Genomic DNA, 21,330 nt, shown 5'->3' on the forward strand with positions numbered 1-21,330 from the left:
GGTGACGGCAACACGATTATTCGAGGAGATGACATGAAAAAGCTATGGTCTATGGTCTTGGTCGCAATGCTGGTGGTGGTCCACGGCACGGCCGACGCCAAGCGCATGGGCGGTGGCGGATCGGTGGGCAAGCAGTCGAGCAACGTGACGCAGCGTGAAGCCGCGCGCGCGCCGACACAGAACACGCCGCCGCAGAACGCCGCCACACAGAACGCTGCAGGCAAGCCGGCCACTGCACCGGCAGCTGCTCCCGCCAAGAAGCCCTGGGGCGCCATGCTTGGCGGCCTGGCCGCTGGCCTGGGCCTGGCCTGGCTGGCGAGCTCGCTGGGCCTGGGCGCCGCCTTCGGCCAGTTCCTGCTGATCGGCCTGCTGGCCCTGGTCATCATGGTGGTGGTGGGCATGGTCATGCGTTCGCGCCGTGCAGCGGCTGGCGGGCAGCAGGCATCGTCCAGCCCCTTTGCCTTCCAGAACGCAGCGCCTGCCGGTGCCGGCAATATCGGTGGCAACGTGGACAGCGCACCGCTGGCACGCCAGTACAACCCCGAGAAGGTCGGCAACGACGCATCGGCCCGTCCCTGGGAGCAGAACCATCAGCCGGCCGCCCTGGCTGCAGGCTCGGGCTCCGGCGTGCAGATCGGCTCGGCCCTGGCAGGCTCGCAGAACTGGGGTGTGCCTGAAGGCTTCGATACCGAGGGCTTCCTCACCGCTGCCAAGCGCAACTTTGTCACGCTGCAATCGGCCTGGGACCGCTCCGACATCGCGTCGCTGCGCGCCATGATGACCGACGAGATGCTGACCGAGATCCGTGGCCAGCTCAGCGAACGCGAGGCCCAGCGTCCCGGCCAGCCGAACCAGACCGACGTGGTCATGATCGACGCCCAACTGCTGGGCATCGAGGACCTGGGCAATGACTACATGGCCAGCGTGGAATTCTCGGGCATGATCCGCGAGGACGCCTCGGCAGGTCCCACGCCCTTCCGCGAGGTCTGGAACATGACCAAGCCCAAGAGCGGCAGCAGCGGATGGCTGGTCGCCGGAGTCCAGGCATTGCAGTAATTCCTCTCACTTCGGGAATAATCGGGGACTATGGCAACACAGTCCCCTTTTTCTTTCCTGAACGGCCTCATGGAACGCGTGATGGCCGGCCCGCAACCGCCGCAATGGCTGGTCAGCGAGGTGCATCAGCGCATCGTGCTGTTCCTCAACCATGTGCTGATGCAGGAAAAGGAGGCCACCGAGCGCCTGGTGCGGCAAAAGGGCCGCGTGGCGCGCGTGCAGTGGCGCGGCTACTCCATGGCCCTGCAGATCACGCCGGCCGGCCTGTTCAACGTGGCGCCTGAAGACGCGCAGCCCGATCTGCTGCTCGAAGTGACCGAGACCTCCGCACTGGCCCTGGCCCAGGTGGCCCTGCGCGGCGACAAGCCCTCCATCCGCATCGAAGGCGACGTGCAACTGGCCGCCGACATCAACTGGCTGGTGGACCACGTCGAATGGGATGTGGAGGAAGACCTGGCCCGCATCATCGGCGATGCGCCCGCGCACACCGTGGCCAAGGTGGCCCGCAGCGCTGCCCAGGCACTGCGCCAGTTCGTGGGCGCCCGCATGGCCGGCAAGCCCGATGCCGATGCCCCCGCCCCTGAAGCCGCACGTTCGGCAGCGCCCGCCAGCGCGCCCGTTGGTTCCCCCGTGGTGTCCCTGCCCGGTTTCGAGAACGACAAGCCATGAGCCGGTTTCTTCGCGGGCTGACCATCCTCTGGGTGGTGTTCCGCTACGGACTCGACGAGCTGGTGCTGTCGAGCTTCGAGCATCCCTGGATGCGCCGCGCACGCGCGGTGCTCACCCTGGGCCGCCGGCTGGACAAGCCGCGCGGCCAGCGCCTGCGCGAGGCGCTGGAGGAGCTGGGCCCCATCTTCGTGAAGTTCGGTCAGGTGCTGTCCACGCGCAGCGACCTGATGCCGCCCGACGTGGCCGAGGAGCTGGCCCGGTTGCAGGACCGCGTGCCGCCCTTCGATTCGCAGATTGCGGTGGACACCATAGAGCGTGCCTTCCGCAAGAAGCTGGACCAGATCTTCGTGAGCTTCGAGCGCGAGCCGGTGGCCAGTGCCTCCATCGCGCAGGTGCACTTTGCCGTGATCAGCGACCGCAACGGCGTGCAGCGCGATGTGGCCGTCAAGGTGCTGCGCCCGGGCATGAAGGCCGTGATCGACAAGGACCTGGCGCTCATGCACATGATGGCGCGCTGGGTCGAGCGGCTGTCGGCCGACGGCAAGCGCCTCAAGCCCCGCCAGGTCGTGGCCGAATTCGACAACTACCTGCACGACGAGCTGGACCTGATCCGCGAAGCCTCCAACGCCGCGCAGCTGCGCCGCAACATGGAAGGCCTGGACCTGGTGCTGATCCCCGAGGTGTACTGGGATTTCTGCCGCAACGACGTGATGGTCATGCAGCGCATGAAGGGCGTGCCCATCAGCCAGGTCGAGCGCCTGCGCGAGGCCGGGGTCGACATCCCCAAGCTCGCACGCGACGGCGTGACCATCTTCTTCACCCAGGTGTTCCGCGACGGTTTCTTTCACGCCGACATGCACCCGGGCAACATCATGGTCAGCCTGGAGCCCGAGACCTTCGGGCGCTATATCTCGCTGGACTTCGGCATCGTCGGCACGCTGACCGAGTACGACAAGGAATACCTGGCGCAGAACTTCACGGCGTTCTTCCGTCGGGACTACAAGCGCGTTGCCGAGCTGCACATCGAAAGCGGCTGGGTGCCGCCGAGCACGCGCGTGGACGAGCTGGAAGCCGCCATCCGCGCGGTGTGCGAGCCGTATTTCGACCGTCCGTTGGCAGAGATCTCGCTGGGCATGGTGCTGATGCGCCTGTTCCAGACGTCGCGCCGCTTCCATGTCGAGATCCAGCCGCAGCTGGTGCTGCTGCAAAAGACGCTGCTCAACATCGAAGGCCTGGGCCGCCAGCTGGACCCCAATCTGGACCTGTGGAGCACCGCCAAGCCCTTCCTCGAAAAATGGATGCTGGACCAGATGGGCCCGCAGCGGCTGTGGCGCGAGCTGCAGGCCGAGGCGCCGCGCTACGCCAAGCTCATTCCCGAGCTGCCGCGCCTGATCCATCGCCGGCTCACGCGCAACTCCGGCGAGCACGACGAACTGCTCAAGGAACTGCTGCAGCAGCAAAAGCTCACCAACCGCCTGCTTCAGGCCATCGTCAGCGCGGGCATAGGCTTTGTGATCGCGCTGATCCTGCTGCAACTGGTGGTGCGCCTGCGCTGGTACTGAGAACACCGACGGGTTTCAAGCCCTCTGACTTTTCCCACTTTGAATCAGGAGTGCCAGCGTGCTGCTCTCAATGGTGATCGCCTACCTGTTCGTGACCATAGCCATTGGCCTGTGGGCGGCCAGGCGGGTCAAGAACACGGCCGACTTTGCAATTGCCGGGCGCCATCTGCCCATGTACATGATCATCACCACCACGTTTGCCACGTGGTTCGGCTCGGAGATCGTGCTGGGCGTGCCCGCCAAGTTCATCGAGGGCGGCCTGCGCGGCGTGGTCGAGGACCCGTTCGGCGCGGGCATGTGCCTGATCCTGGTGGGCCTGTTCTTCGCGGGCAAGCTGTACCGCATGACGCTGCTGACCATCAGCGACTACTACCGCCACCGCTATGGGCGCTCCATCGAGATCGTCTGCTCGCTGATCATCATGCTCAGCTACCTGGGCTGGGTCTCGGCCCAGGTCACGGCGCTGGGCCTGGTTTTCAACCTGCTGTCGGGCGGTACGGTCAGCATTCCCGTGGGCATGGCCATCGGCGTGGTGTCCATCCTGGCCTACACGCTGTTCGGCGGCATGTGGTCGGTGGCCGTGACCGATTTCCTGCAGATGATCATCCTCGTGGTCGGACTCGTGGTACTGGCCTGGTTTGCGGGCGACATGGCCGGTGGTGCCGACAAGGTCATCGACCTGGCCGTGAGCCGCGACTTGTTCCAGTTCTGGCCCGAACCCAGCTGGCATGACATCCTCTTCTTCTTTGGCGCGGCCATCACCATGATGCTGGGCTCCATCCCCCAGCAGGACGTGTTCCAGCGCGTGATGTCGGCCAACAGCGAAAAGGCCGCCACGCGCGGTACCGTCATCGGCGGCACGGCCTATATCTTCTTTGCCTTCGTGCCCATGTTCCTGGTGACCAGCGCGCTGATCATCATGCCGCAGGAGGCGGCGGAACTGCTCGGGCAGGACCCGCAGAAGGTGTTGCCCACCCTGGTCATGGACAAGATGCCCTTCGTCATGCAGGTGCTGTTCTTTGGCGCGCTGCTGTCGGCCATCAAGTCCTGTGCCTCGGCCACGTTGCTGGCACCCAGCGTGACTTTCACCGAGAACATCTGGCGCCAGTTCCGCACCCAGGCCAGCGACCGGGAAATGCTGCTGGCCATGCGCATCAGCGTGCTCGTCTTCAGCATCTGCGTGCTGGCCTACTCGATCAAGATGGAAGGAACGCCCATCTATGAGTTGGTCTCCAGCGCCTACCAGGTGCCGCTGGTCGGTGCCTTCGTACCCCTGGTCTTCGGGCTGTACTGGAAGCGCGCCACCACGCAGGGCGCCATTTGCGCCGTGGCACTGGGCATTGGCGTGTGGGTGGTCTTCATGGCCACGCCGGCTTTGCACGAGGCATTTCCGCAGCAATTGGCGGGACTGCTGGCGGCTGTGACGGGGATGTTGGCCGGGTCACTGGCACCCCAGTGGCTGGCCAATCGCAGCGCAGACATTCTTGAGTTCAGGCCCGAAAGGTAAACGCATGCCTGAATGTGACCTGGAAAACAATTGATCACAATTATCGATAGTTATTTTCTATAAAGTTGGCGCTTGGGATCATGGAGGTCCCAAGATGCTGACATGTGCGGTATGAAGCACAGATCCTGACAGTACGGCGGACCTCCGAAATCAAACGCTTGGGAGGAAGCACTGTCATGAGAACACTGGAACTGATTGCGAAGACTTGCCGGCTGAGGCTGCGGACTGCTGCCGGCGTCCGATTGCGATGGGGAGGGCTTGGAGGCGCCTTGCTTGTGCCAGCCCTGTGCGGCCAGGTGGCAATGGCTGCACCGAGGATCCCGGTCGCGCCGGTCATCGTCTGGAGCGAGGATTTCGAAAACCCGCAGACACCCCCCATCGCCACGGAGGGGCGGGATCTGCTGGCCTACCAGGGCGCAGCCCCTGCGGGGCAGATGTATACCGCCGACTCGCTCTACCAGATGAGTGCCAACCAGTGCAATGGCATAGTCACGTCCTTCAACCAGGATCCAACTTCGGCGACGATGAGTGCGGCCTGCGGTTCACAAGGCAATTGGAACAGCCTGCAGCAGATGGCGGAGGTCGCAGGGCGCTATCAGGGCCAGAGTGCGGCGGATGCGGTCAAAAATCACGTCATGGCGATGCTTACAGCGAATGGGACCTATCCTGCTGGCGCAATTGCCTTTCGCACCAAGGCCAATATTCCGCAAAGTTCCGACAGCAGGTTCCTCACGGCCCGTGCCGATGTGGTGGCGAACTTCTGCTCGTCAGGATTCGTCGCTCCGTTGCTGCGTTTTTCTCTTGTCAATGACGCTAATGCGGAACTGCCCATCTCCATGAACGCTGTCGACCCATGCGTGGATGGTGTGTCGTTCAATACGATACCTATCGGTATTGGGATCATCCAAACGGCCAAGGCCCAGACAGTTACCTCTCCCGGAGCCCTGCTCTTCAGCGGGAACTCTGTCGGGTTTGTTCTCCGCAATGAACAGACCAGCTCCATGGGCAACGATTCGTCGATCGACAACGCGCAGATCATCGACGTGACGCCGCAGCTGGACAAGGCCTTCTCGCCTGCCAGCATCCAACTCGGGCAGGTCTCCCGGTTGACCATGACCATCACCAATACGACCGATCTGCTGCGCAAGCAAGGCTGGTCGTTTACCGACAACCTGCCTGCAGGACTGGTTGTCGAGGGCAATGCCAGCACCACCTGCCCCGGCACGAACGTGCAGGCAGCAGCAGGTGGCAGTACCGTGACCGTGTCCAACGGAGACCTGGCCCAGGGCGCCGCCTTTTGCGAGGTGAGCCTCGACGTGCGTCCGACCGCGACAGGCAGCTTCACCAACGGTCCTTCCAACCTCTCCCTGATCGGCCTGAACCAGCCGGCCACACTGGTTGTGCTGGCGGTTGAGCCAACGGCCGACATGCAGGCCACCTCCATCACGCTTCCCACGACCATGACGGTGGGCGCACCAGTATCCGGCAGCTTCAGCTGCACCAATGCCGGTCCCAGTGATGCCACGGCGGCCTCGTGCGTGATCTCCGGCCTGCCCGCCGGGGCGACCACGTCCTGCACACCCAGCGTTCCTACAGGATCGCCGCTGGCTTCGGGCTCCGTCATTGACTGCACGGTGGCCTTCACACCCACAGCGGGCGGAATATTCACGGCCCTGGTCACTGCCGGCAGCGGCACGCCGGATCCGATGCCTGCCAACAATACGACCTCGCGCTCCTACAGCGTCGGGGAGCGGGCCGACATGCAGGCCAGCGCCATCACGCTTCCCGCGACCATGACGGTGGGCGCGCCGGTGTCTGGCAGCTTCAGCTGCACCAATGCCGGCCCCAGTGAGGCCTTGGCGGCCTCGTGCGTGATCTCCGGCCTGCCCGCCGGGGCGACCACGTCCTGCACACCCAGCGTTCCCACGGCCTCGCCATTGGCATCGGGCGGCAGCATTGCCTGCACGGTGCAGTTCACGCCCACCACAACGGGCACCATCGCGGCCTTGGTGACGGCGAGCAGCAGCACGGTGGATCCGGTGCCGGCCAACAACACCAAGGCCCACCCCTTCAACCCCGTGGAGCGGGCCGACATGCAGGCCACCAGCGTCACGCTGCCGGCCACCGCCAACGTGGGTGTTCCCGTGAAGGGCTCTTTCGTCTGCACGAATGCCGGCCCCAATGCGGCGGCCTTTGCCAATTGTTCCATCGCAGGGCTGCCGGCAGATGCCAGCACCTCATGCACGCCTGCGGTGCCGACAGGCACGCCGCTGGCCTCTGGCGCAAGCATTGCCTGCACGGTGAGCTTCACGCCCACCACGCAGGGCAGCCTCACAGCCACCGTGACGGCGGTCAGTGGAACCACGGACCCGGAGCCGGCCAACAATTCGCGTGACCAGGAGTTGGTGGTTGCTGCCGCGTTGGCGCCGGAGCCGGTCCCCGCCACCGGGGTACCTGCCCTGGTGCTGATGGGCCTGGCCGTCATGCTGGCGGGCCTGGGAACGCAGCGAGGCCGGGTACGGCGCTGAGCACGGATGCGGCAAGCCCCCGGCAGCGGGGGCGGTCGGGCCTGATGGAATGCCAGTCTCCGCGACTGGCATTTCTCATTGGAGGCCACCAGTTGCCGGCCCTGTACGCGCGCCTTGTGGCCTGCCCCGCCTGGGCCATTGGGCTTGAGACAGCCGCAGTATCGGACGGATGCCTATAATCGAAAGTTTTGCATCTTCCCTCGTATTAGCATTAGCGCCATGCCTATTTATGCATACAAGTGTGGCTCCTGCGGTCATGCCAAGGACGTGCTGCGGAAAATCTCGGATGCCCCGCTGACGACCTGTCCGGCCTGCGGGGCCGAGACCTTCTCCAAGCAGCTGACAGCTGCCGGCTTCCAGCTCAAGGGCTCGGGCTGGTATGCGACCGACTTCAAGAACAGCGGTGGCAAGAGCGCCGCCGCACCGGCTCCCGCAGCCGATGCTCCTGCCTCGGATACTTCTGCCGCACCAGCGGCAACTGCGTCCGCGCCCGCTGCGGCCCCTGCATCTGCCTCCGCGCCCGCAACGGCCCATTGATCAAGGCTTGCATTTCATGTCCGCTCTGCGCAAATGGCTGTTCGCCGGCCTGCTGGTGATCGTTCCGCTGGTGATCACGCTGGGCGTGCTCAACTGGATCATCGGCACGCTCGACCAGACGCTGGCCATCCTGCCCGAGGCCTGGCATCCGGATCGGTTGCTGGGCTTCCATATCCCCGGCTTCGGTGTCGTGCTGACGCTGCTGATCCTGCTCGTGGTCGGTGCGGCGGCCAGCAACTTCATCGGCCGCAAGCTCGTGTCCTGGGGCGATGCGGTGGTCAGCCGCATTCCTGTGGTGCGCTCCATCTATTCCAGCGTCAAGCAGGTGTCCGATACCGTGTTCTCGGACAGCGGCAATGCGTTTCGCACCGCCGTGCTGGTGCAGTGGCCTCGTGAAGGCGTCTGGACCGTGGCCTTCGTCACTGGCTCGCCCAGCGGGGAGGTCGCCGCCTACCTGCGCGACGAATACCTGAGCGTCTTCGTGCCGACCACGCCCAACCCGACGGGCGGCTATTTCGTCATCGTTCGCAAGAGCGATTGCATCGAACTGGAAATGAGCGTGGATGCCGCGCTCAAGTACATTGTTTCCATGGGCGTGGTGACTCCACCGGATCTCGCAGTGCCCGCGGAACCCAAATAACAAACTGTCGCGCCCTTGCCGGGCGCAGGAAGCTTTTCATCATGGCCATGCGCTCCCACTACTGCGGTCTCGTGACCGAAGCCCTGATGGGCGAAACCGTTACCCTGTGCGGCTGGGTGAACCGTCGCCGCGACCATGGCGGTGTGATCTTCATCGACCTGCGCGACCGCGAAGGCTATGTGCAGGTGGTCTGCGATCCCGATCGCGCCGAGATGTTCAAGACCGCCGAAGGCCTGCGCAACGAGTTCTGCGTGCAGGTCAAGGGCCTGGTGCGCGCACGTCCCGAAGGCACGACCAACGACAAGCTCAAGAGCGGCCAGATCGAAGTGCTGTGCCATGAGCTGAACGTGCTCAACGCCTCGGTCACCCCGCCGTTCCAGCTGGACGACGAGAACCTGTCCGAGACCGTGCGCCTGACCAACCGCGTACTGGACCTGCGCCGCCCCTACATGCAGCGCAACATGATGCTGCGCTACCGCACGGCCATCCAGGTGCGCAACTTCCTGGACAAGGAAGGCTTCATCGATATCGAAACGCCCATGCTGGGCAAGAGCACGCCCGAAGGCGCGCGCGACTACCTGGTGCCCAGCCGCGTGCACGACGGCGAGTTCTTCGCCCTTCCGCAGTCGCCCCAGCTGTACAAGCAGATGCTGATGGTGGCCGGCTACGACCGCTACTACCAGATCACCAAGTGCTTCCGCGACGAAGACCTGCGCGCCGACCGCCAGCCCGAGTTCACGCAGATCGACTGCGAGACCTCGTTCCTGGGCGAAGAGGAAATCCGCGCCATCTTCCAGCGCATGATCACCGAGGTCTTCAAGACCCAGCTGAACGTGGATCTGGGCGAGTTCCCGATGATGACGTACCAGGAAGCGGCCTTCCGCTTCGGCTCGGACAAGCCCGACCTGCGCGTCAAGCTCGAGTTCACCGAACTGACCGAGGTCATGAAGGACGTGGACTTCAAGGTGTTCTCCACACCCGCCACGACCAAGGGCGGCCGCGTGGTGGCACTGCGCGTGCCCGGCGGCTCGCAGATCTCGCGCGGCGAGATCGACCAGTACACCGAATTCGTCAAGATCTACGGCGCCAAGGGCCTGGCCTGGATCAAGGTCAACGAAGTGGCCAAGGGCCGCGATGGCCTGCAGTCGCCCATCGTCAAGAACCTGCATGACGCAGCCCTTGCCGAAATCCTCAAGCGCACGGGCGCACAGGACGGCGACCTCATCTTCTTCGGCGCCGACAAGGAAAAGATCGTCAACGACTCCATCGGCGCGCTGCGCCTGAAGGTGGGCCACAGCGATTTCGGCAAGGCCAACGGCCTGTTCGAGGACCGCTGGGCGCCGCTGTGGGTGGTGGACTTCCCCATGTTCGAGCACGACGAGGAAAACGACCGCTGGGCGGCCGTGCACCACCCGTTCACCTCGCCCAAGGATGGCCACGAGGAACTCATGGTCACCGATCCGGGCAACTGCCTGGCCAAGGCCTACGACATGGTCCTGAACGGCTGGGAGCTGGGCGGCGGCTCGGTGCGTATCCACCGCGCCGACGTGCAGAGCAAGGTGTTTGACGCGCTCAAGATCTCGCCCGAAGACGCTCGCGCCAAGTTCGGCTACCTGCTGGACGCGCTGCAGTACGGCGCCCCCCCGCACGGCGGCCTGGCCTTCGGCCTGGACCGCCTGATCACGCTGATGACGGGCGCCGACTCCATCCGCGACGTGATCGCCTTCCCCAAGACGCAGCGCGCCCAGGACCTGCTGACGCAGGCACCTTCGCCCGTGGACGAAAAGCAGCTGCGCGAGCTCCACATCCGCCTGCGCAATCCGCTGGCGGCCACGCAGGGCTGAGGAGCAGGCTTCACGGCTTGACAGGAACGGCAGGAGCTGGCGCAGCTTCTGCCGTTTTTCTTTTTGCGGAGAGCTTTCATGCGTTTTCAAGGCATCGCATCGGTGGCGCTGGCGTTGGCGGTGTCGGCAGGGCTGGGCCTGTCCGGTTGCGGCGAGAAGAAGACCGAGCTGGGACAGGGCGGTTCGGAGATCACGGGCTCTGCCGGGCCGCTGGGGGCGAACAACGGGTCGCGCGAACTCGTGCGCTGCGATGCGCCCGTGGCCACGCTGGCCCTGGCCGAGAATCCCAACGGCTACGTCATGGGCTCGGGCTATCAGCTGCCGGCCTCGCCCGTTCCGCTGGTCAAGCTGCTGGCCCAGCAAAGCGGGTGCTTTCGCGTGGTGGACCGGGGAGCCGGCCTGCGCGGCACGGTGCAGGAGCAGGACCTGAAGAATGCCGGCGTGCTGCGCGAGAACTCCACGGTACGCAAGGGCCGGGGCTACGAGGCCCAGTACACGCTGACGCCCAGCCTGACCTTCAGCGAACAGGACGCGGGCCGCGGGCTGGCCGGCGTGGTCGCCATGATCCCGGTGCTGCGAGACATTGCAGGGCTGGCCGGCCTGGTCGAGCAGGTCAAATTCAAGGAGGCGCAGACCGCGCTGCTGCTGTCGGACAACGAAACCACCGAGCAGGTGGCCGCTGCCACGGGCGCAGCCCGCACCACCGATCTGGGCGTGGGCGGCATGGTGCTGGGCCGCCTGGGCGCTGCGGGCGCGGGCTGGAGCAATACCAACGAGGGCAAGGTCATCGCCGCTGCCTTTCTGGATGCGCACAACCAGCTGGTCTTCCAGGTGCGCGCGCTGCAGGCCAAGGAGCTGCCACCGCCGGTGGCCACCAAGGCTGGGCAGGGCAGGAGCTGAGGCCAGCCATGGCCGGCCACAAGATCCCCGAGTCGGTGCTGGTCGTCATCCACCGTGATGACGGCCAGGTGCTGCTGATGCGCCGCACCGCTGCGGCGCCTGAGGGCGGGGAGTTCTGGCAGTCGGTGACGGGCAGCAAGGACCATGAGGGCGAGTCCTGGCGTGAGACCGCGGTGCGCGAAGTGCGGGAAGAAACCGGCATCGATGCCGAGGCGCCCGGCTGCCTGCTGCAGGACTGGGCGCTGGAGAACATCTACACCATCTACCCTGCCTGGCAGCACCGCTATGCGCCCGGTGTATGGCACAACCGCGAGAGGGTTTTCGGGCTGCGGATTCCGTCCTACACCCCTGTGTTCTTGAATCCGAGGGAACATACCGCATCTGCTTGGCATCATTGGCGTGAGGCTGCCCAGCGCTGCTATTCACCGTCCAATGCGGAGGCCATCTTGCTGCTTCCACGTTTTTCCCCAACGAAGCCGGACTGAACCCTTCACCTGCGTTCCCGAACCGCCATGACTGAAAACGCGAATTCCCATCAGGTGGACCCCGGCCCGTCGATACTGCGCGTCGCGACCTACAACATCCACAAGGGCGTGCAGGGCATGGGTCCCGCGCGCCGCCTTGAAATCCACAACCTGGGCCACGCCGTGGAGCAGCTCGATGCCGACATCGTCTGCCTGCAGGAAGTGCGCAAGATGAACCACAAGGAGGCCGCGTACTTCGAGCGCTGGCCCCAGGTCTCGCAGGCGGAGTATCTGGCTCCCCTGGGCTATGAGGCCGTCTACCGCACCAACGCCTACACCCGCCACGGCGAGCACGGCAACGCGCTGCTGACCCGCTGGCCCGTGGTGGGCCACCAGCACGAGGACATCTCCGACCACCGCTTCGAGCAGCGTGGCCTGCTGCATGTGGAGGTGGAAGTGCAGAACCGGCGCGTGCACACCATCGTGGTGCACCTGGGGCTGATCCCCGGCAGCCGCGTGCGCCAGGTCTCCCAGCTCAAGCGCTTCATCGAGCGAGAGGTGCCGCCCGGCGCGCCCGTGGTGGTGGCTGGCGACTTCAACGACTGGGGTGGCCAGATCAAGCGCATGCTGGGCGGTTTCGGCCTGTACGAATACGACGAATTGCCCAGCGTGCCCACCTATCCCTCGCGCCTGCCGCTGGCCCAGCTGGACCACGTCTATGTGCGCGGCCTCACGCCGCTGGGCCTGCATGTGCCCAAGGGGCGCATCTGGTGGCGCATGTCGGACCATCTGCCGCTGATTGCGGAATTCCGCCTCTAGCCCTGGCCGCTCTGACACACGCCACTCTTTTGCTATTGAATTGATAGCTTTCGGGGCGGGCAGAACCTGCGTTTGGGTGGAAAATCCCTTGCGTGCCATGCTGCGGGTTTCGCTGTTACCATGCCAGCCATGTTCAGAGAACTCGTCGACATGAAACAAGACAGCCAGGCCGAGGGCACCCCCGTCTCGGTCAAGATCCGCGAACGACTGAAGCAGGCGCAAAAGCGCTTTCATGCGAACGACAACATCTCCGAATTCATCGAGCCCGGTGAACTCGAGCAGCTGCTCGACGAAGTCCAGGAAAAGATGCAGGGCGTGCTCGACAGCATGGTCATCGACACCACGCACGACCACAACACGCGCGCCACGGCGCGCCGCGTGGCCAAGATGTATGTCAACGAGGTGTTCCGGGGCCGCTATGTGGCGCAGCCCGCCATCACCGAATTCCCCAACGCTGAGCACCTCAACGAGCTGATGATCGTCGGCCCGATCACGGTGCGCAGCGCCTGCAGCCACCATCTGTGCCCGGTGATCGGCAAGATCTGGATCGGCGTGCTGCCCAACAAGAACACCAATGTCATCGGCCTGTCGAAGTACGCGCGGCTGGTGGACTGGATCATGGGCCGTCCCCAGATCCAGGAAGAGGCCATCATCCAGCTGGCCGACCTGATCCTCGACAAGACCCGCCCCGACGGCCTGGCCGTGGTCATGGAGGCTTCGCACTTTTGCATGTCCTGGCGCGGTGTGCGCGAGATGGACAGCAAGATGCTGAACTCCGTCATGCGCGGCGCCTTCCTCACCAACCCGGAACTGCGCCGCGAGTTCCTCTCGCTGGTGTCCAGCCGCAAGTAAATCCCCGGGGTGGCGTCCCCGGACGCCTCACACAACACCCCAGGCTGCGCAGTGCGCGGCCTTTTTTCTTTCCCGCGCCCCGCCCCGCTTTCCCCGGACCTGCCCATGTCGCTGCAAGCCTTTGCCCTGATCATCATTGCCGGCCTCATCCATGCCGGCTGGAACATCGTGGCCAAGAAGGCGGGCGGTGACTCGCGCTTTGCCTTCTTCACCTCGGTCATCATGATGGTGATCTGGGCGCCGCTGGGCTGGTGGGTGGGGCGCGATGTGGTGCCCACATGGGGCCGCAACGAATGGCTGGTGGTGCTGGCCAGCGGCCTGCTGCACGTGGCCTACTACGTGACCTTGCTGCGCGGCTACCGCAGCGCCGATCTCACCGTGGTCTATCCGCTGGCGCGCGGCTCGGGGCCGCTGCTGTCGTCCATGGTGGCCATCCTCTTTCTGGGTGAGCGGATTTCCTCGTTGGGCGTGCTGGGCATTGCCGGCGTGGTGGTCGGCGTCTTCCTGATCGCGGGAGGCCCCGGCCTGCTGCGCGCGCGCCATGATCCCGAAGCCCGCGAACGGCTCAGGATGGGCCTGTGGTACGGCCTGCTGACGGGCGCCTTCATCGCCAGCTACACCGTGGTGGACGGCTATGGCGTGAAGCTGCTGCTGATGTCGCCCATCCTCATCGACTACATGGGCAACTTCGTGCGCGTGTTCCTGCTGGCGCCCGTGGTGCTGCGCGACCTGCCCACGGCCCGGCATCTGTGGCGCGCGCAGTGGCGCTTCGCGGCCCTGGTGGCGCTGATCAGCCCCATCGCCTACGTGCTCGTGCTCTACGCCATGCAGGATGCGCCCATGTCGCACGTGGCGCCTGCGCGCGAAGTCTCCATGCTGTTCGCGGCGCTGATCGGCGGGCACATGCTGCGTGAAGGCGATCGCCTGGCACGCATTGCGGGCGCCGTGTGCATTGCCGTCGGTGTGACGGCGCTGGGCCTGGGCTGAGCACCATGGCGGCAATGCGGGTACTGGGCTGCGATTTCAGCAGCCGACCTACGGCGCGCAAGCCCATCACCATGGCCCTGGGCCGCCTGCTGGCTGGCGACACGGTGGTCCTGCAGGATTTGCTGGAGTTCGCCTCGCTGGACGCATGGGCCGCCTGGCTGGCCCGGCCTGCCGATTCGGCGCAGTCGGCCTGGGTGGGCGGTTTCGACCTGCCTTTTGCCCTGCCGCGCGAACTGGTGGAGCAGCTGGGCTGGCCCACGGAATGGGCGGCCTGCATGGACCACTATGCCGGCCTCACGCGCCAGGCCATACGCGAGCAGTTCAAGGCCTTTTGCGCGGCGCGGCCCGCAGGCGGAAAGTTCGCGCACCGGGCCACGGACGGGCCTGCCGGTGCCAGCCCTTCCATGAAATGGGTGAACCCGCCCGTGGCCTACATGCTGCATGCCGGGCTGCCCTTGCTGCGCGCGGCCGGCGTGCACCTGCCGGGCCTGCAGCCTCCCGGCAAAGGCGATGCGCGCCGCGTGGCGCTGGAAGCCTACCCGGGCATGCTGGCGCGCGCCGTGATCGGCCGCCTCAGCTACAAAAGCGACGAACCCGCACGGCAAACGCCCGAACGCCATCAGGCGCGCGTGCAATTGCTGGCGGCGCTGGAGCGCGGCGACAACCCGCTGGCGTTGCGCCTGCGTATCGACGCCGAAGAAACCCGCAACCAGTTGCTGGCGGACGGCAGCGGAGACCGGCTGGACGCCGCAATCTGCATGCTGCAGGCCGCCTGGGCTGCGGCCCGCCATGCGCAGGGCGATGCGCTCTACGGGTTGCCGCACGACCTGGACCCGCTGGAAGGCTGGATCGTCACGGCCCAGGCCTGATCTGCGCTGCACTGAAATACTCGAATCGGGAAGAGACAAGCGATGCCCACCTTTGAAACCTTGCTGGCCTTTTTCGGCGTGGCCGTGCTGCTGGGCCTGAGCCCGGGGCCTGACAACCTGTTCGTGCTCATGCAATCGGCCCAGCGCGGCTGGCGCGTGGGCCTGTGCGTGGTACTGGGTCTGTGCCTGGGGCTGGTGGTGCATACGGCGGCGGTTGCGCTGGGTTTGGCGGCACTGGTGGCTGCGTCGCCCCTGCTGTTCACCGCCATCAAGCTGTGCGGCGCCGCCTACCTGGCCTGGCTGGCCTGGGGTGCGCTGCGCGCCGTGGCCCGGCCGGGCGAGATGCCGCAGGCCGGCGCAGCTGACCCGCTGACCCCCGCACGGGCGCTGCGCTGGGTGGGGCGTGGCGTGGTGATGAACCTCACCAACCCCAAGGTGCTGATCTTCTTCCTGGCCTTTCTGCCGCAGTTCGCGGACCCCGCGCGCGGCGGCGTGGCCACGCAGGTGATGGTGCTGGGCTGCGTGTTCATGCTGGCGGCGCTGCTGGTGTTCGGTGCCATCGCATGCTGCTCGGGCTGGTTCGGCGTGCTGCTGCAGCGATCCGTGCGTGCGCAGAACTGGCTCAACCGCGTGGCCGGGCTGGTGTTCCTGGGCATGGCGGTGCGGCTGGCGCTGGTGCAGCGCTAGGGCCTGTTCACACTAATGCGGGGCCGTGGCACAGTCCCTCCATGCTTTTTCGCTCACGCCCCTTGGCGCCATGAGCAGCGGCGTCCTCATCAAACCCATGCCACAGACCACGGCCCACACCATTGCCATCGTCCAGGTCCTGCAGATCGTGCAGGGCGTGCAGCGCAATGGCATGGATGTGCCAGCCATCCTGCGCCGCGCCGGCATTGCGCCTGCTCTGCTGGATGCGCCGCTGTCGCGCGTGACCCAGGCGCAGTACGCGGCGCTGATCCGCGTGCTGCGCCGCGTCTGCCGCGACGAGCTGTGGGGCCTGTGCCGCCATCCGCTGCCCGTGGGCAGTTTTGCCCAGGCCTGCCGCACCATGCTGCCCTGCCGCACGCTGGGCGAGGCATTGCAGGCCGGGCTGCGTTTCTACCGCCTGGTGCTGCGCGACTTCGCGCCCCGGCTGCAGGTCGTGGACGGCGTGGCCCGCATCGCCATGGTGTCGCTGCGCGAGCGCGATGCGCCGCTGGCCTATGCCGAGCGGTCCTTCTGCTTTCTGGGCTATGGCGTCATGTCGTGGCTGGTGTCGCGCAGGATAGAGCTGACGGGCGTGTGCGCGCCGGCCGGCGCCAGCATGCCGTATGGCACGGAGGCGCAGCGCCTGTTCCTGGCGCCGCTGCAGCGCGACCGCGACTTCACGGGGCTGGAGTTCGATGCGCGCTGGCTGGAGCTGCCCGTGGTGCAGACCCCGGAGAGCCTGGCCGAATTCCTGGACCAGGCGGCCATGGGCCTGGTCATCCGCTACCGCGACCGCACGCGCCTGGGCGAGCGCATCCGCCGCCTGCTGCGCCGCGATCTGGCGGGCGAGCTGCCTTCGCTGGAGCAGGTCGGCGCCGCGCTGTCCATGACGCCGCAGACGCTGCGCCGCCGCTTGCGCGACGAAGGCCTGGGTTTCCAATCTCTCAAGGACGACCTGCGCCGCGACGCGGCCATCGAGCTGCTGAACCGGCCGGAGCTGACGCTGGCCGATATCGCCGCGCGCGTGGGGTTTGCCGAGGCCAGCACCTTCCACCGCGCCTTCAAGGGCTGGACCGGCCTGCCGCCGGGCGCCTACCGGCAGGCCCAGCATCGCGGCCGCTGATCTTTTTTGCCAATCATTTTGAGACGATCGGCGATTGGTGGCTGAAGGCCTGGTGGCCACACTGTCCATGGACCCTGCCACTGCGGCAGGGCACACCGCCCCGCCAACGAGGGCGGAGCACCGAAGGACAAGGAGACAAGCCATGGAATCGAGCCGACGCGGCTGCCTGCGGGCGGCGCTGGCATGCGCTGCCAGCGCCTCACTGGGTGCCGCCCTGGGAACGGCATCGCCGATCGCCTTTGCACAGCCGGCAGGCGGTGCCTACCCGTCCAAGCCGCTGCGCATGGTGATTCCCTACCCGGCAGGCGGTGGCACCGACATCATCGGGCGCATCATTGCCCAGCAACTGAGCCAGGCCTGGGGCCAGCCCGTGGTGGTGGAGAACCGGCCGGGCTCCAGCGGCATCATCGGCGGCGACGTGGTGGCCAAGTCGCCGCCAGACGGCTACACGCTGCTGCTGGGGATCACGGCCATGATCCAGTCGCCTGCGCTGTACGCCAGGATGCCCTATGACGTGCTCAAGGACTTTGCCCCCGTATCGCAGGTGGCCCTGTCCTCGGACCTGTTCGTGGTGCCGCGCGACGTGCCGGCCACGACGCTGCAGGAGTTCATCGCCCTGGTCAAGGCCCATCCGGGCAAGTACAGCAACGGCAACTACGGCAACGGCACCTCCTCGCACATGCATGGCGAGCTGCTGCGCGCCAGGGCCGGGCTGGACCTGGCGCTGATTCCCTACAAGGGCGCGGCGCCGCTGGTCAACGACGTGCTGGGCGGGCAGCTGTCGTCGGGCTTCATCGATGTGTCCTCGGCCAATGCGCACCTGAAGTCGGACAAGATCCGCATCCTGGCCATCACCGGCATGCAGCGCCACCCGGCGCTGCCCGAGGTGCCCACGTTTGCCGAGCTGGGCCTGGCCGGCTTCGAGGCCAATGGCTGGTTCGCCACCTTCGTGGCGGCGGGAACGCCCCGGCCCATCGTGGACCGGCTCTCGGCGGAGGTGCGGCGCATCGTGGCCACGCCCGAACTCAGCGGCCGCCTGGCCTCCATGGGCCTGCGCCCGGTGGGCGGCACGCCCGAGGAATTGGCCTCCGTCATGGCGCGCGACATGCCGCGCTGGGCGCGCATCGTGAAGGAGGCGGGAATCAGGCTGGAGTAGCCGATGCAGTCTGCGCCCGGTCCTGGCCCGACTGAACGGGCTGTGGCCAGGCGGGCTGGGGTGGGCGCAACTGCTCCAGCACCCGGCTGAGCCGGAGCACGCCCAGGTCGTCGAACCGGCGGCCTGCGATCTGCACGCCTATGGGCAGCTGCCCGTCATGCCCGCAGGGCACGGATGCGGCGGGCTGTTCGGACATGTTGTAGGGCACGGTAAAGGCAATGTGCTCCAGCGGCCGCAGCGGGTCGTTGGTGGGGCTGGGCAGGTGGGCCGGGAAAGCCGTGATCGGCGCCACGGGCGACAGCACATAGTCGTAGGCCGCCGTGGCCCGCACCGTGGCCGTGCGCAGAAGGTGCGACTGCTGGCTGGCCACGAACAGCTGCGTGGCTGTCAGTGGCGCGGCACTGTCGGCCCATTCGCGGATGAAGGGCAGGATCACGCGGCGCTGCGCATCCGTCAGCGACTGGATTTCCACATGCGATCGCATGCGCCAGAAATGGTCGAGGCCGTCGAGCATGTCGCGGGTGAGCCAGGGCTCGATGCGCTCGATGTGCGCGCCGGCCGATTCCAGCCAGGCCGCAGCCTGCTCCACCACGGCGCGCACGCGGGGCTGCAGGGGCAGGCCGCAGCCGGCATCCAGCAGCAGGCCTATGCGCAGGCCGCGCACCTGGGCAGGGTCCATGTCGAAGCTGTGCCATGCAATCTCCTGGTGCGGCAGGCCCATGCTGTCGCGTGCATCGGGCAGGGACAGCACCTGCATCATCAGCGCGGCGTCGGCCACGCTGCGGGTCATGGGACCTGCGCAGCGGCCGGTGTAGGGCGGGTCGATGGGCACGCGGCCCAGGCTGGGCTTGAGGCCGAAGATGCCGCACCAGCCCGCCGGCAGGCGGATGGAGCCGCCGATGTCCGTGCCCACGTGCAGCGGCCCGTAGCCGGCCGCCGCAGCGGCGCCCGCACCGGCGCTGGAGCCGCCCGGCGTCTTGTCCGGATCCCAGGGATTGAAGGTGTTGCCGTGCAGCGAGGACAGGCCGGACGACAGCATGCCGTAGTCGGGCATGGTGGTCTTGGCGAAAAGGATGGCGCCTGCCTCGCGCAGGCGTGCAGCGGGTGGGGCATCCAGCGGGGCCGCGACCTGCGGCATGGCGGCCGTGCCCACGGGCGTGGGATCGCCGCGCGTGGCGATGTTGTCCTTGACCGTGGCGGGAACGCCGTCGAGCAGGCCGGCCGGCTCGCCGCGCAGCCAGCGGGCCTCGCTCTCGCGGGCCCGGGCCAGGGCGGCCTCGGGGCGCAGCAGGTAGGTGGCGTGCAGGGCCGGCTCCCAGCGCTGCACATGGGCCAGCAGGTCGTGCATGACCTCGACGGGCGAGAGGCTGCGGTCCCGGTAGGCGCGCAGCAGCGCATGGGCGGGCAGGTCGTGCAGGGCCTGTGTCGTTCCAGTCATCGCGGCTTCCTCGAAGATGGCGGTTCTTGCGGCAGATCTGGCGCAGTGTGGCCCGGTGCCACCGGCGCGCCTGTCGCCTGTGGCTCAGCCTGTGCGCGGTTCAGGTGGCCCAGGACAGTGCGGAGAGATCGTTGACGAAGACGGGCATGTCCTTCCACAGTCCGCGCAGGTTCTTGTTGGCCACGGTGACCCATTGGGGCGTGTAGAGGAAGGCGTGCACGCAATCCTGGGCCAGCAGGCGCTGCGCATCGCCCAGCAGGCGCGAGCGGTCGGCGGGGCGCGAGGCGTTCTTGATCTTGTCGTACAGCTCGTTGAACTGGGACGACTGGTAGCCCCAGTAGTAGTCAGGCTTGGCGAAGTTGCCCAGGTCGAAGGGCTCGACATGGGAGATCAGCGTCAGGTCGTAGTTCTTGAGCGTGTAGGTGCCCGACAGCCACTGTGCCCATTCGACGTTCTGCAGCTTGGCTCGGATGCCGATCTTGGCCAGCTGCGCGGCAATCACCTCGCCGCCCTGGCGCGCGTAGGGCGTGGGCGGCAGGGTCATGGTCAGCTCCAGCGGCGTCTTGACGCCGGCCTCGGCCAGCAGCGCCTTGGCCTTTTCCACGTCGAAGGGGTTGATGCCCGTGGTGTCCACGTAGCCGAAGGCCGTGGGCACGTAGTAGCTGCCAATGGGCAGGCCGTAGCCGTCGCCCGCGCCGTCGATGACGGCCTTGCGGTCGATGGCGGCGGCGATGGCGCGGCGCACCCGCGCATCGTTCAAGGGCTTGCGCGCGTTGTTCATGGCCAGGATGGTCTTGGCCCGCGAGCCGCTGACCACGACCTGGAAGCGCCCGTTGGCCTTGAACTGGGCCACGCTGCGCGGCGTGACGCGCGGGAAGGCGTCGACATCGCCGGCCAGCAGTGCGGCCACCTGGGCTGCAGGGTCGGAAATGAAGCGGAAGGTGGCACGGCGAATGCGCAGGCCGGGGGCCGTGCGGTACCGGGGCCAGGCCGTGAGCGTGACCGAGGCGCCCTTGCTCCAGTTGTCCAACTGGTAGGGACCCGTGCCCACGGGGCGCGTGGCGTTGGTGGCAGCGCTCTTGGGCTCCACGATGATGGAGGTCGCCTGCCCCAGCACGAAGAGGAAGTCGGGGTCGATGTCCTTGTTGGTGACGACCACCGTGTGGTCATCCACCACGCGCGTGGACAGGGCGGCGAAGGTGCGCTTGTCCTTGTTGGTGCTCTTGTCGTCGCCCGCACGGTCGAAGGAGTACTTCACGCTGTGGGCGTTGCAGGGCTCGCCGTTCTGGAAACTCACACCCTTGCGCAGGCGGAAGGTGTAGGTCTTGAGGTCGGGCGAGACCTCCCAGCTTTCGGCCAGCAGCGGGGAGACGCTGCCGTCCGGATTGATCTTGGTCAGCGTCTCGAACAGGTTGTAGAGCACGATCTCGCCAATGGACGATGCGGCGCCGGCCGTGGGGTCCAGCCCCGGCGGCTCCAGCGTCATCGCCAGCGTGACACTGTCCTTGCGGCCCTGGGCCAGCGCAGGCCAGGGCATCAGCAGGGGCAGGCCGGCAGCAGCGGAGCTGGCCAGCAGGGAACGGCGATTGAACATGAACAGGTCTCCGGAAATTCTTGCAGATGGGTCATGGGCCGCTGGCTGCGGCCTGCAGCAGTGTTTTTACACCAGGGCGCGCGTGCGCGTGGCCATGA

Annotated in this window: 19 protein-coding genes; 17 read left to right on the top strand and 2 right to left on the bottom strand. The window is 66.6% G+C overall.

The annotated features are described in order from the left end of the window. The first annotated feature begins 33 nt into the window (after window positions 1-33). The 17 genes from DTS01S_RS04010 to DTS01S_RS04085 all read left to right on the top strand — a co-directional run bounded on the left by DTS01S_RS04010 (window position 34) and on the right by DTS01S_RS04085 (window position 18,200). Entirely contained in the window at window positions 34-1,056 is a 1,023-nt protein-coding gene (locus DTS01S_RS04010) for a Tim44 domain-containing protein (protein WP_061287375.1), read from the top strand. Window positions 1,057-1,086: 30 nt separating this feature from the next. After that, entirely contained in the window at window positions 1,087-1,725 is a 639-nt protein-coding gene (locus DTS01S_RS04015; protein ID WP_026062830.1) for a ubiquinone biosynthesis accessory factor UbiJ, read from the top strand. Further along, window positions 1,722-3,287, top strand: coding sequence for a ubiquinone biosynthesis regulatory protein kinase UbiB (gene ubiB, locus DTS01S_RS04020; protein WP_016445674.1), 1,566 nt, complete (start codon window positions 1,722-1,724; stop codon window positions 3,285-3,287). Before DTS01S_RS04015 ends, ubiB begins: the two co-directional genes overlap by 4 nt. A 58-nt stretch (window positions 3,288-3,345) precedes the next feature. Then, window positions 3,346-4,794: a sodium:solute symporter family protein gene (locus DTS01S_RS04025; protein WP_016445675.1), complete on the top strand. Its 1,449-nt coding sequence runs from the start codon at window positions 3,346-3,348 to the stop codon at window positions 4,792-4,794. A gap of 176 nt (window positions 4,795-4,970) precedes the next feature. Beyond that, window positions 4,971-7,322, top strand: coding sequence for a DUF7933 domain-containing protein (locus tag DTS01S_RS04030; RefSeq protein ID WP_254787886.1), 2,352 nt, complete (start codon window positions 4,971-4,973; stop codon window positions 7,320-7,322). Window positions 7,323-7,541: 219 nt separating this feature from the next. Next, window positions 7,542-7,859 carry an FmdB family zinc ribbon protein gene (locus DTS01S_RS29400; RefSeq protein ID WP_016445677.1) on the top strand — a complete coding sequence of 106 codons (318 nt, stop codon included), beginning with the start codon at window positions 7,542-7,544 and terminating at the stop codon, window positions 7,857-7,859. 16 nt (window positions 7,860-7,875) lie between these two features. After that, entirely contained in the window at window positions 7,876-8,499 is a 624-nt protein-coding gene (locus DTS01S_RS04035) for a DUF502 domain-containing protein (RefSeq protein ID WP_047326753.1), read from the top strand. A gap of 41 nt (window positions 8,500-8,540) precedes the next feature. Then, window positions 8,541-10,343, top strand: a complete 1,803-nt coding sequence (gene aspS / locus DTS01S_RS04040; protein ID WP_016445679.1) for an aspartate--tRNA ligase — start codon at window positions 8,541-8,543, stop codon at window positions 10,341-10,343. 78 nt (window positions 10,344-10,421) lie between these two features. Further along, a complete protein-coding gene (locus DTS01S_RS04045; protein ID WP_046241038.1) occupies window positions 10,422-11,243 on the top strand; it encodes a CsgG/HfaB family protein in 822 nt (273 codons plus the stop codon). A gap of 8 nt (window positions 11,244-11,251) precedes the next feature. Next, a complete protein-coding gene (nudB, locus tag DTS01S_RS04050) occupies window positions 11,252-11,728 on the top strand; it encodes a dihydroneopterin triphosphate diphosphatase (RefSeq protein ID WP_046241037.1) in 477 nt (158 codons plus the stop codon). A gap of 27 nt (window positions 11,729-11,755) precedes the next feature. Continuing rightward, entirely contained in the window at window positions 11,756-12,526 is a 771-nt protein-coding gene (locus DTS01S_RS04055) for an endonuclease/exonuclease/phosphatase family protein (RefSeq protein WP_016445682.1), read from the top strand. Window positions 12,527-12,655: 129 nt separating this feature from the next. Beyond that, entirely contained in the window at window positions 12,656-13,378 is a 723-nt protein-coding gene (folE, locus tag DTS01S_RS04060; protein ID WP_016445683.1) for a GTP cyclohydrolase I, read from the top strand. A gap of 105 nt (window positions 13,379-13,483) precedes the next feature. Then, on the top strand, window positions 13,484-14,365 hold the full coding sequence (locus tag DTS01S_RS04065) for an EamA family transporter (RefSeq protein WP_016451038.1): 882 nt from the start codon (window positions 13,484-13,486) through the stop codon (window positions 14,363-14,365). Between the two features lie 14 nt (window positions 14,366-14,379). Further along, window positions 14,380-15,234, top strand: a complete 855-nt coding sequence (locus DTS01S_RS04070) for a DUF429 domain-containing protein (protein WP_017406292.1) — start codon at window positions 14,380-14,382, stop codon at window positions 15,232-15,234. Between the two features lie 42 nt (window positions 15,235-15,276). Then, window positions 15,277-15,921, top strand: a complete 645-nt coding sequence (locus DTS01S_RS04075; protein ID WP_016445686.1) for a LysE family translocator — start codon at window positions 15,277-15,279, stop codon at window positions 15,919-15,921. 97 nt (window positions 15,922-16,018) lie between these two features. Then, complete coding sequence (locus DTS01S_RS04080; protein WP_026062612.1) at window positions 16,019-17,044, top strand: AraC family transcriptional regulator; 1,026 nt, start codon at window positions 16,019-16,021, stop codon at window positions 17,042-17,044. A gap of 142 nt (window positions 17,045-17,186) precedes the next feature. After that, window positions 17,187-18,200 (top strand): Bug family tripartite tricarboxylate transporter substrate binding protein, encoded by a 1,014-nt coding sequence (locus DTS01S_RS04085; protein WP_016445688.1) that lies wholly within the window; start codon window positions 17,187-17,189, stop codon window positions 18,198-18,200. On the opposite strand, the gene DTS01S_RS04090 is transcribed toward DTS01S_RS04085, so the two are convergent. Beyond that, on the bottom strand, window positions 18,187-19,638 hold the full coding sequence (locus DTS01S_RS04090) for an amidase (protein ID WP_016445689.1): 1,452 nt from the start codon (window positions 19,636-19,638) through the stop codon (window positions 18,187-18,189). The two genes, DTS01S_RS04085 and DTS01S_RS04090, sit on opposite strands and share 14 nt — an antisense overlap. 100 nt (window positions 19,639-19,738) lie before the next feature. Further along, window positions 19,739-21,232 (bottom strand): ABC transporter substrate-binding protein, encoded by a 1,494-nt coding sequence (locus tag DTS01S_RS04095; RefSeq protein WP_017406290.1) that lies wholly within the window; start codon window positions 21,230-21,232, stop codon window positions 19,739-19,741. Between the last annotated feature and the right edge of the window lie 98 nt (window positions 21,233-21,330).

Origin of the sequence: Delftia tsuruhatensis NBRC 16741 (assembly GCF_001571325.1) — a bacterium.
In the GTDB taxonomy this organism is placed as follows: Bacteria; Pseudomonadota; Gammaproteobacteria; order Burkholderiales; family Burkholderiaceae_C; genus Comamonas; species Comamonas tsuruhatensis.

Coding starts and splice junctions, on each gene's coding strand:
- DTS01S_RS04010 (WP_061287375.1), top strand. CDS start 34: ATGAAAAAGCTATGGTCTATGGTCTTGGTCGCAATGCTGGTGGTGGTC.
- DTS01S_RS04015 (WP_026062830.1), top strand. CDS start 1,087: ATGGCAACACAGTCCCCTTTTTCTTTCCTGAACGGCCTCATGGAACGC.
- ubiB (WP_016445674.1), top strand. CDS start 1,722: ATGAGCCGGTTTCTTCGCGGGCTGACCATCCTCTGGGTGGTGTTCCGC.
- DTS01S_RS04030 (WP_254787886.1), top strand. CDS start 4,971: ATGAGAACACTGGAACTGATTGCGAAGACTTGCCGGCTGAGGCTGCGG.
- DTS01S_RS29400 (WP_016445677.1), top strand. CDS start 7,542: ATGCCTATTTATGCATACAAGTGTGGCTCCTGCGGTCATGCCAAGGAC.
- DTS01S_RS04035 (WP_047326753.1), top strand. CDS start 7,876: ATGTCCGCTCTGCGCAAATGGCTGTTCGCCGGCCTGCTGGTGATCGTT.
- aspS (WP_016445679.1), top strand. CDS start 8,541: ATGGCCATGCGCTCCCACTACTGCGGTCTCGTGACCGAAGCCCTGATG.
- DTS01S_RS04045 (WP_046241038.1), top strand. CDS start 10,422: ATGCGTTTTCAAGGCATCGCATCGGTGGCGCTGGCGTTGGCGGTGTCG.
- nudB (WP_046241037.1), top strand. CDS start 11,252: ATGGCCGGCCACAAGATCCCCGAGTCGGTGCTGGTCGTCATCCACCGT.
- DTS01S_RS04055 (WP_016445682.1), top strand. CDS start 11,756: ATGACTGAAAACGCGAATTCCCATCAGGTGGACCCCGGCCCGTCGATA.
- folE (WP_016445683.1), top strand. CDS start 12,656: ATGTTCAGAGAACTCGTCGACATGAAACAAGACAGCCAGGCCGAGGGC.
- DTS01S_RS04065 (WP_016451038.1), top strand. CDS start 13,484: ATGTCGCTGCAAGCCTTTGCCCTGATCATCATTGCCGGCCTCATCCAT.
- DTS01S_RS04070 (WP_017406292.1), top strand. CDS start 14,380: ATGCGGGTACTGGGCTGCGATTTCAGCAGCCGACCTACGGCGCGCAAG.
- DTS01S_RS04075 (WP_016445686.1), top strand. CDS start 15,277: ATGCCCACCTTTGAAACCTTGCTGGCCTTTTTCGGCGTGGCCGTGCTG.
- DTS01S_RS04080 (WP_026062612.1), top strand. CDS start 16,019: ATGCCACAGACCACGGCCCACACCATTGCCATCGTCCAGGTCCTGCAG.
- DTS01S_RS04085 (WP_016445688.1), top strand. CDS start 17,187: ATGGAATCGAGCCGACGCGGCTGCCTGCGGGCGGCGCTGGCATGCGCT.
- DTS01S_RS04090 (WP_016445689.1), bottom strand. CDS start 19,638: ATGACTGGAACGACACAGGCCCTGCACGACCTGCCCGCCCATGCGCTG.
- DTS01S_RS04095 (WP_017406290.1), bottom strand. CDS start 21,232: ATGTTCAATCGCCGTTCCCTGCTGGCCAGCTCCGCTGCTGCCGGCCTG.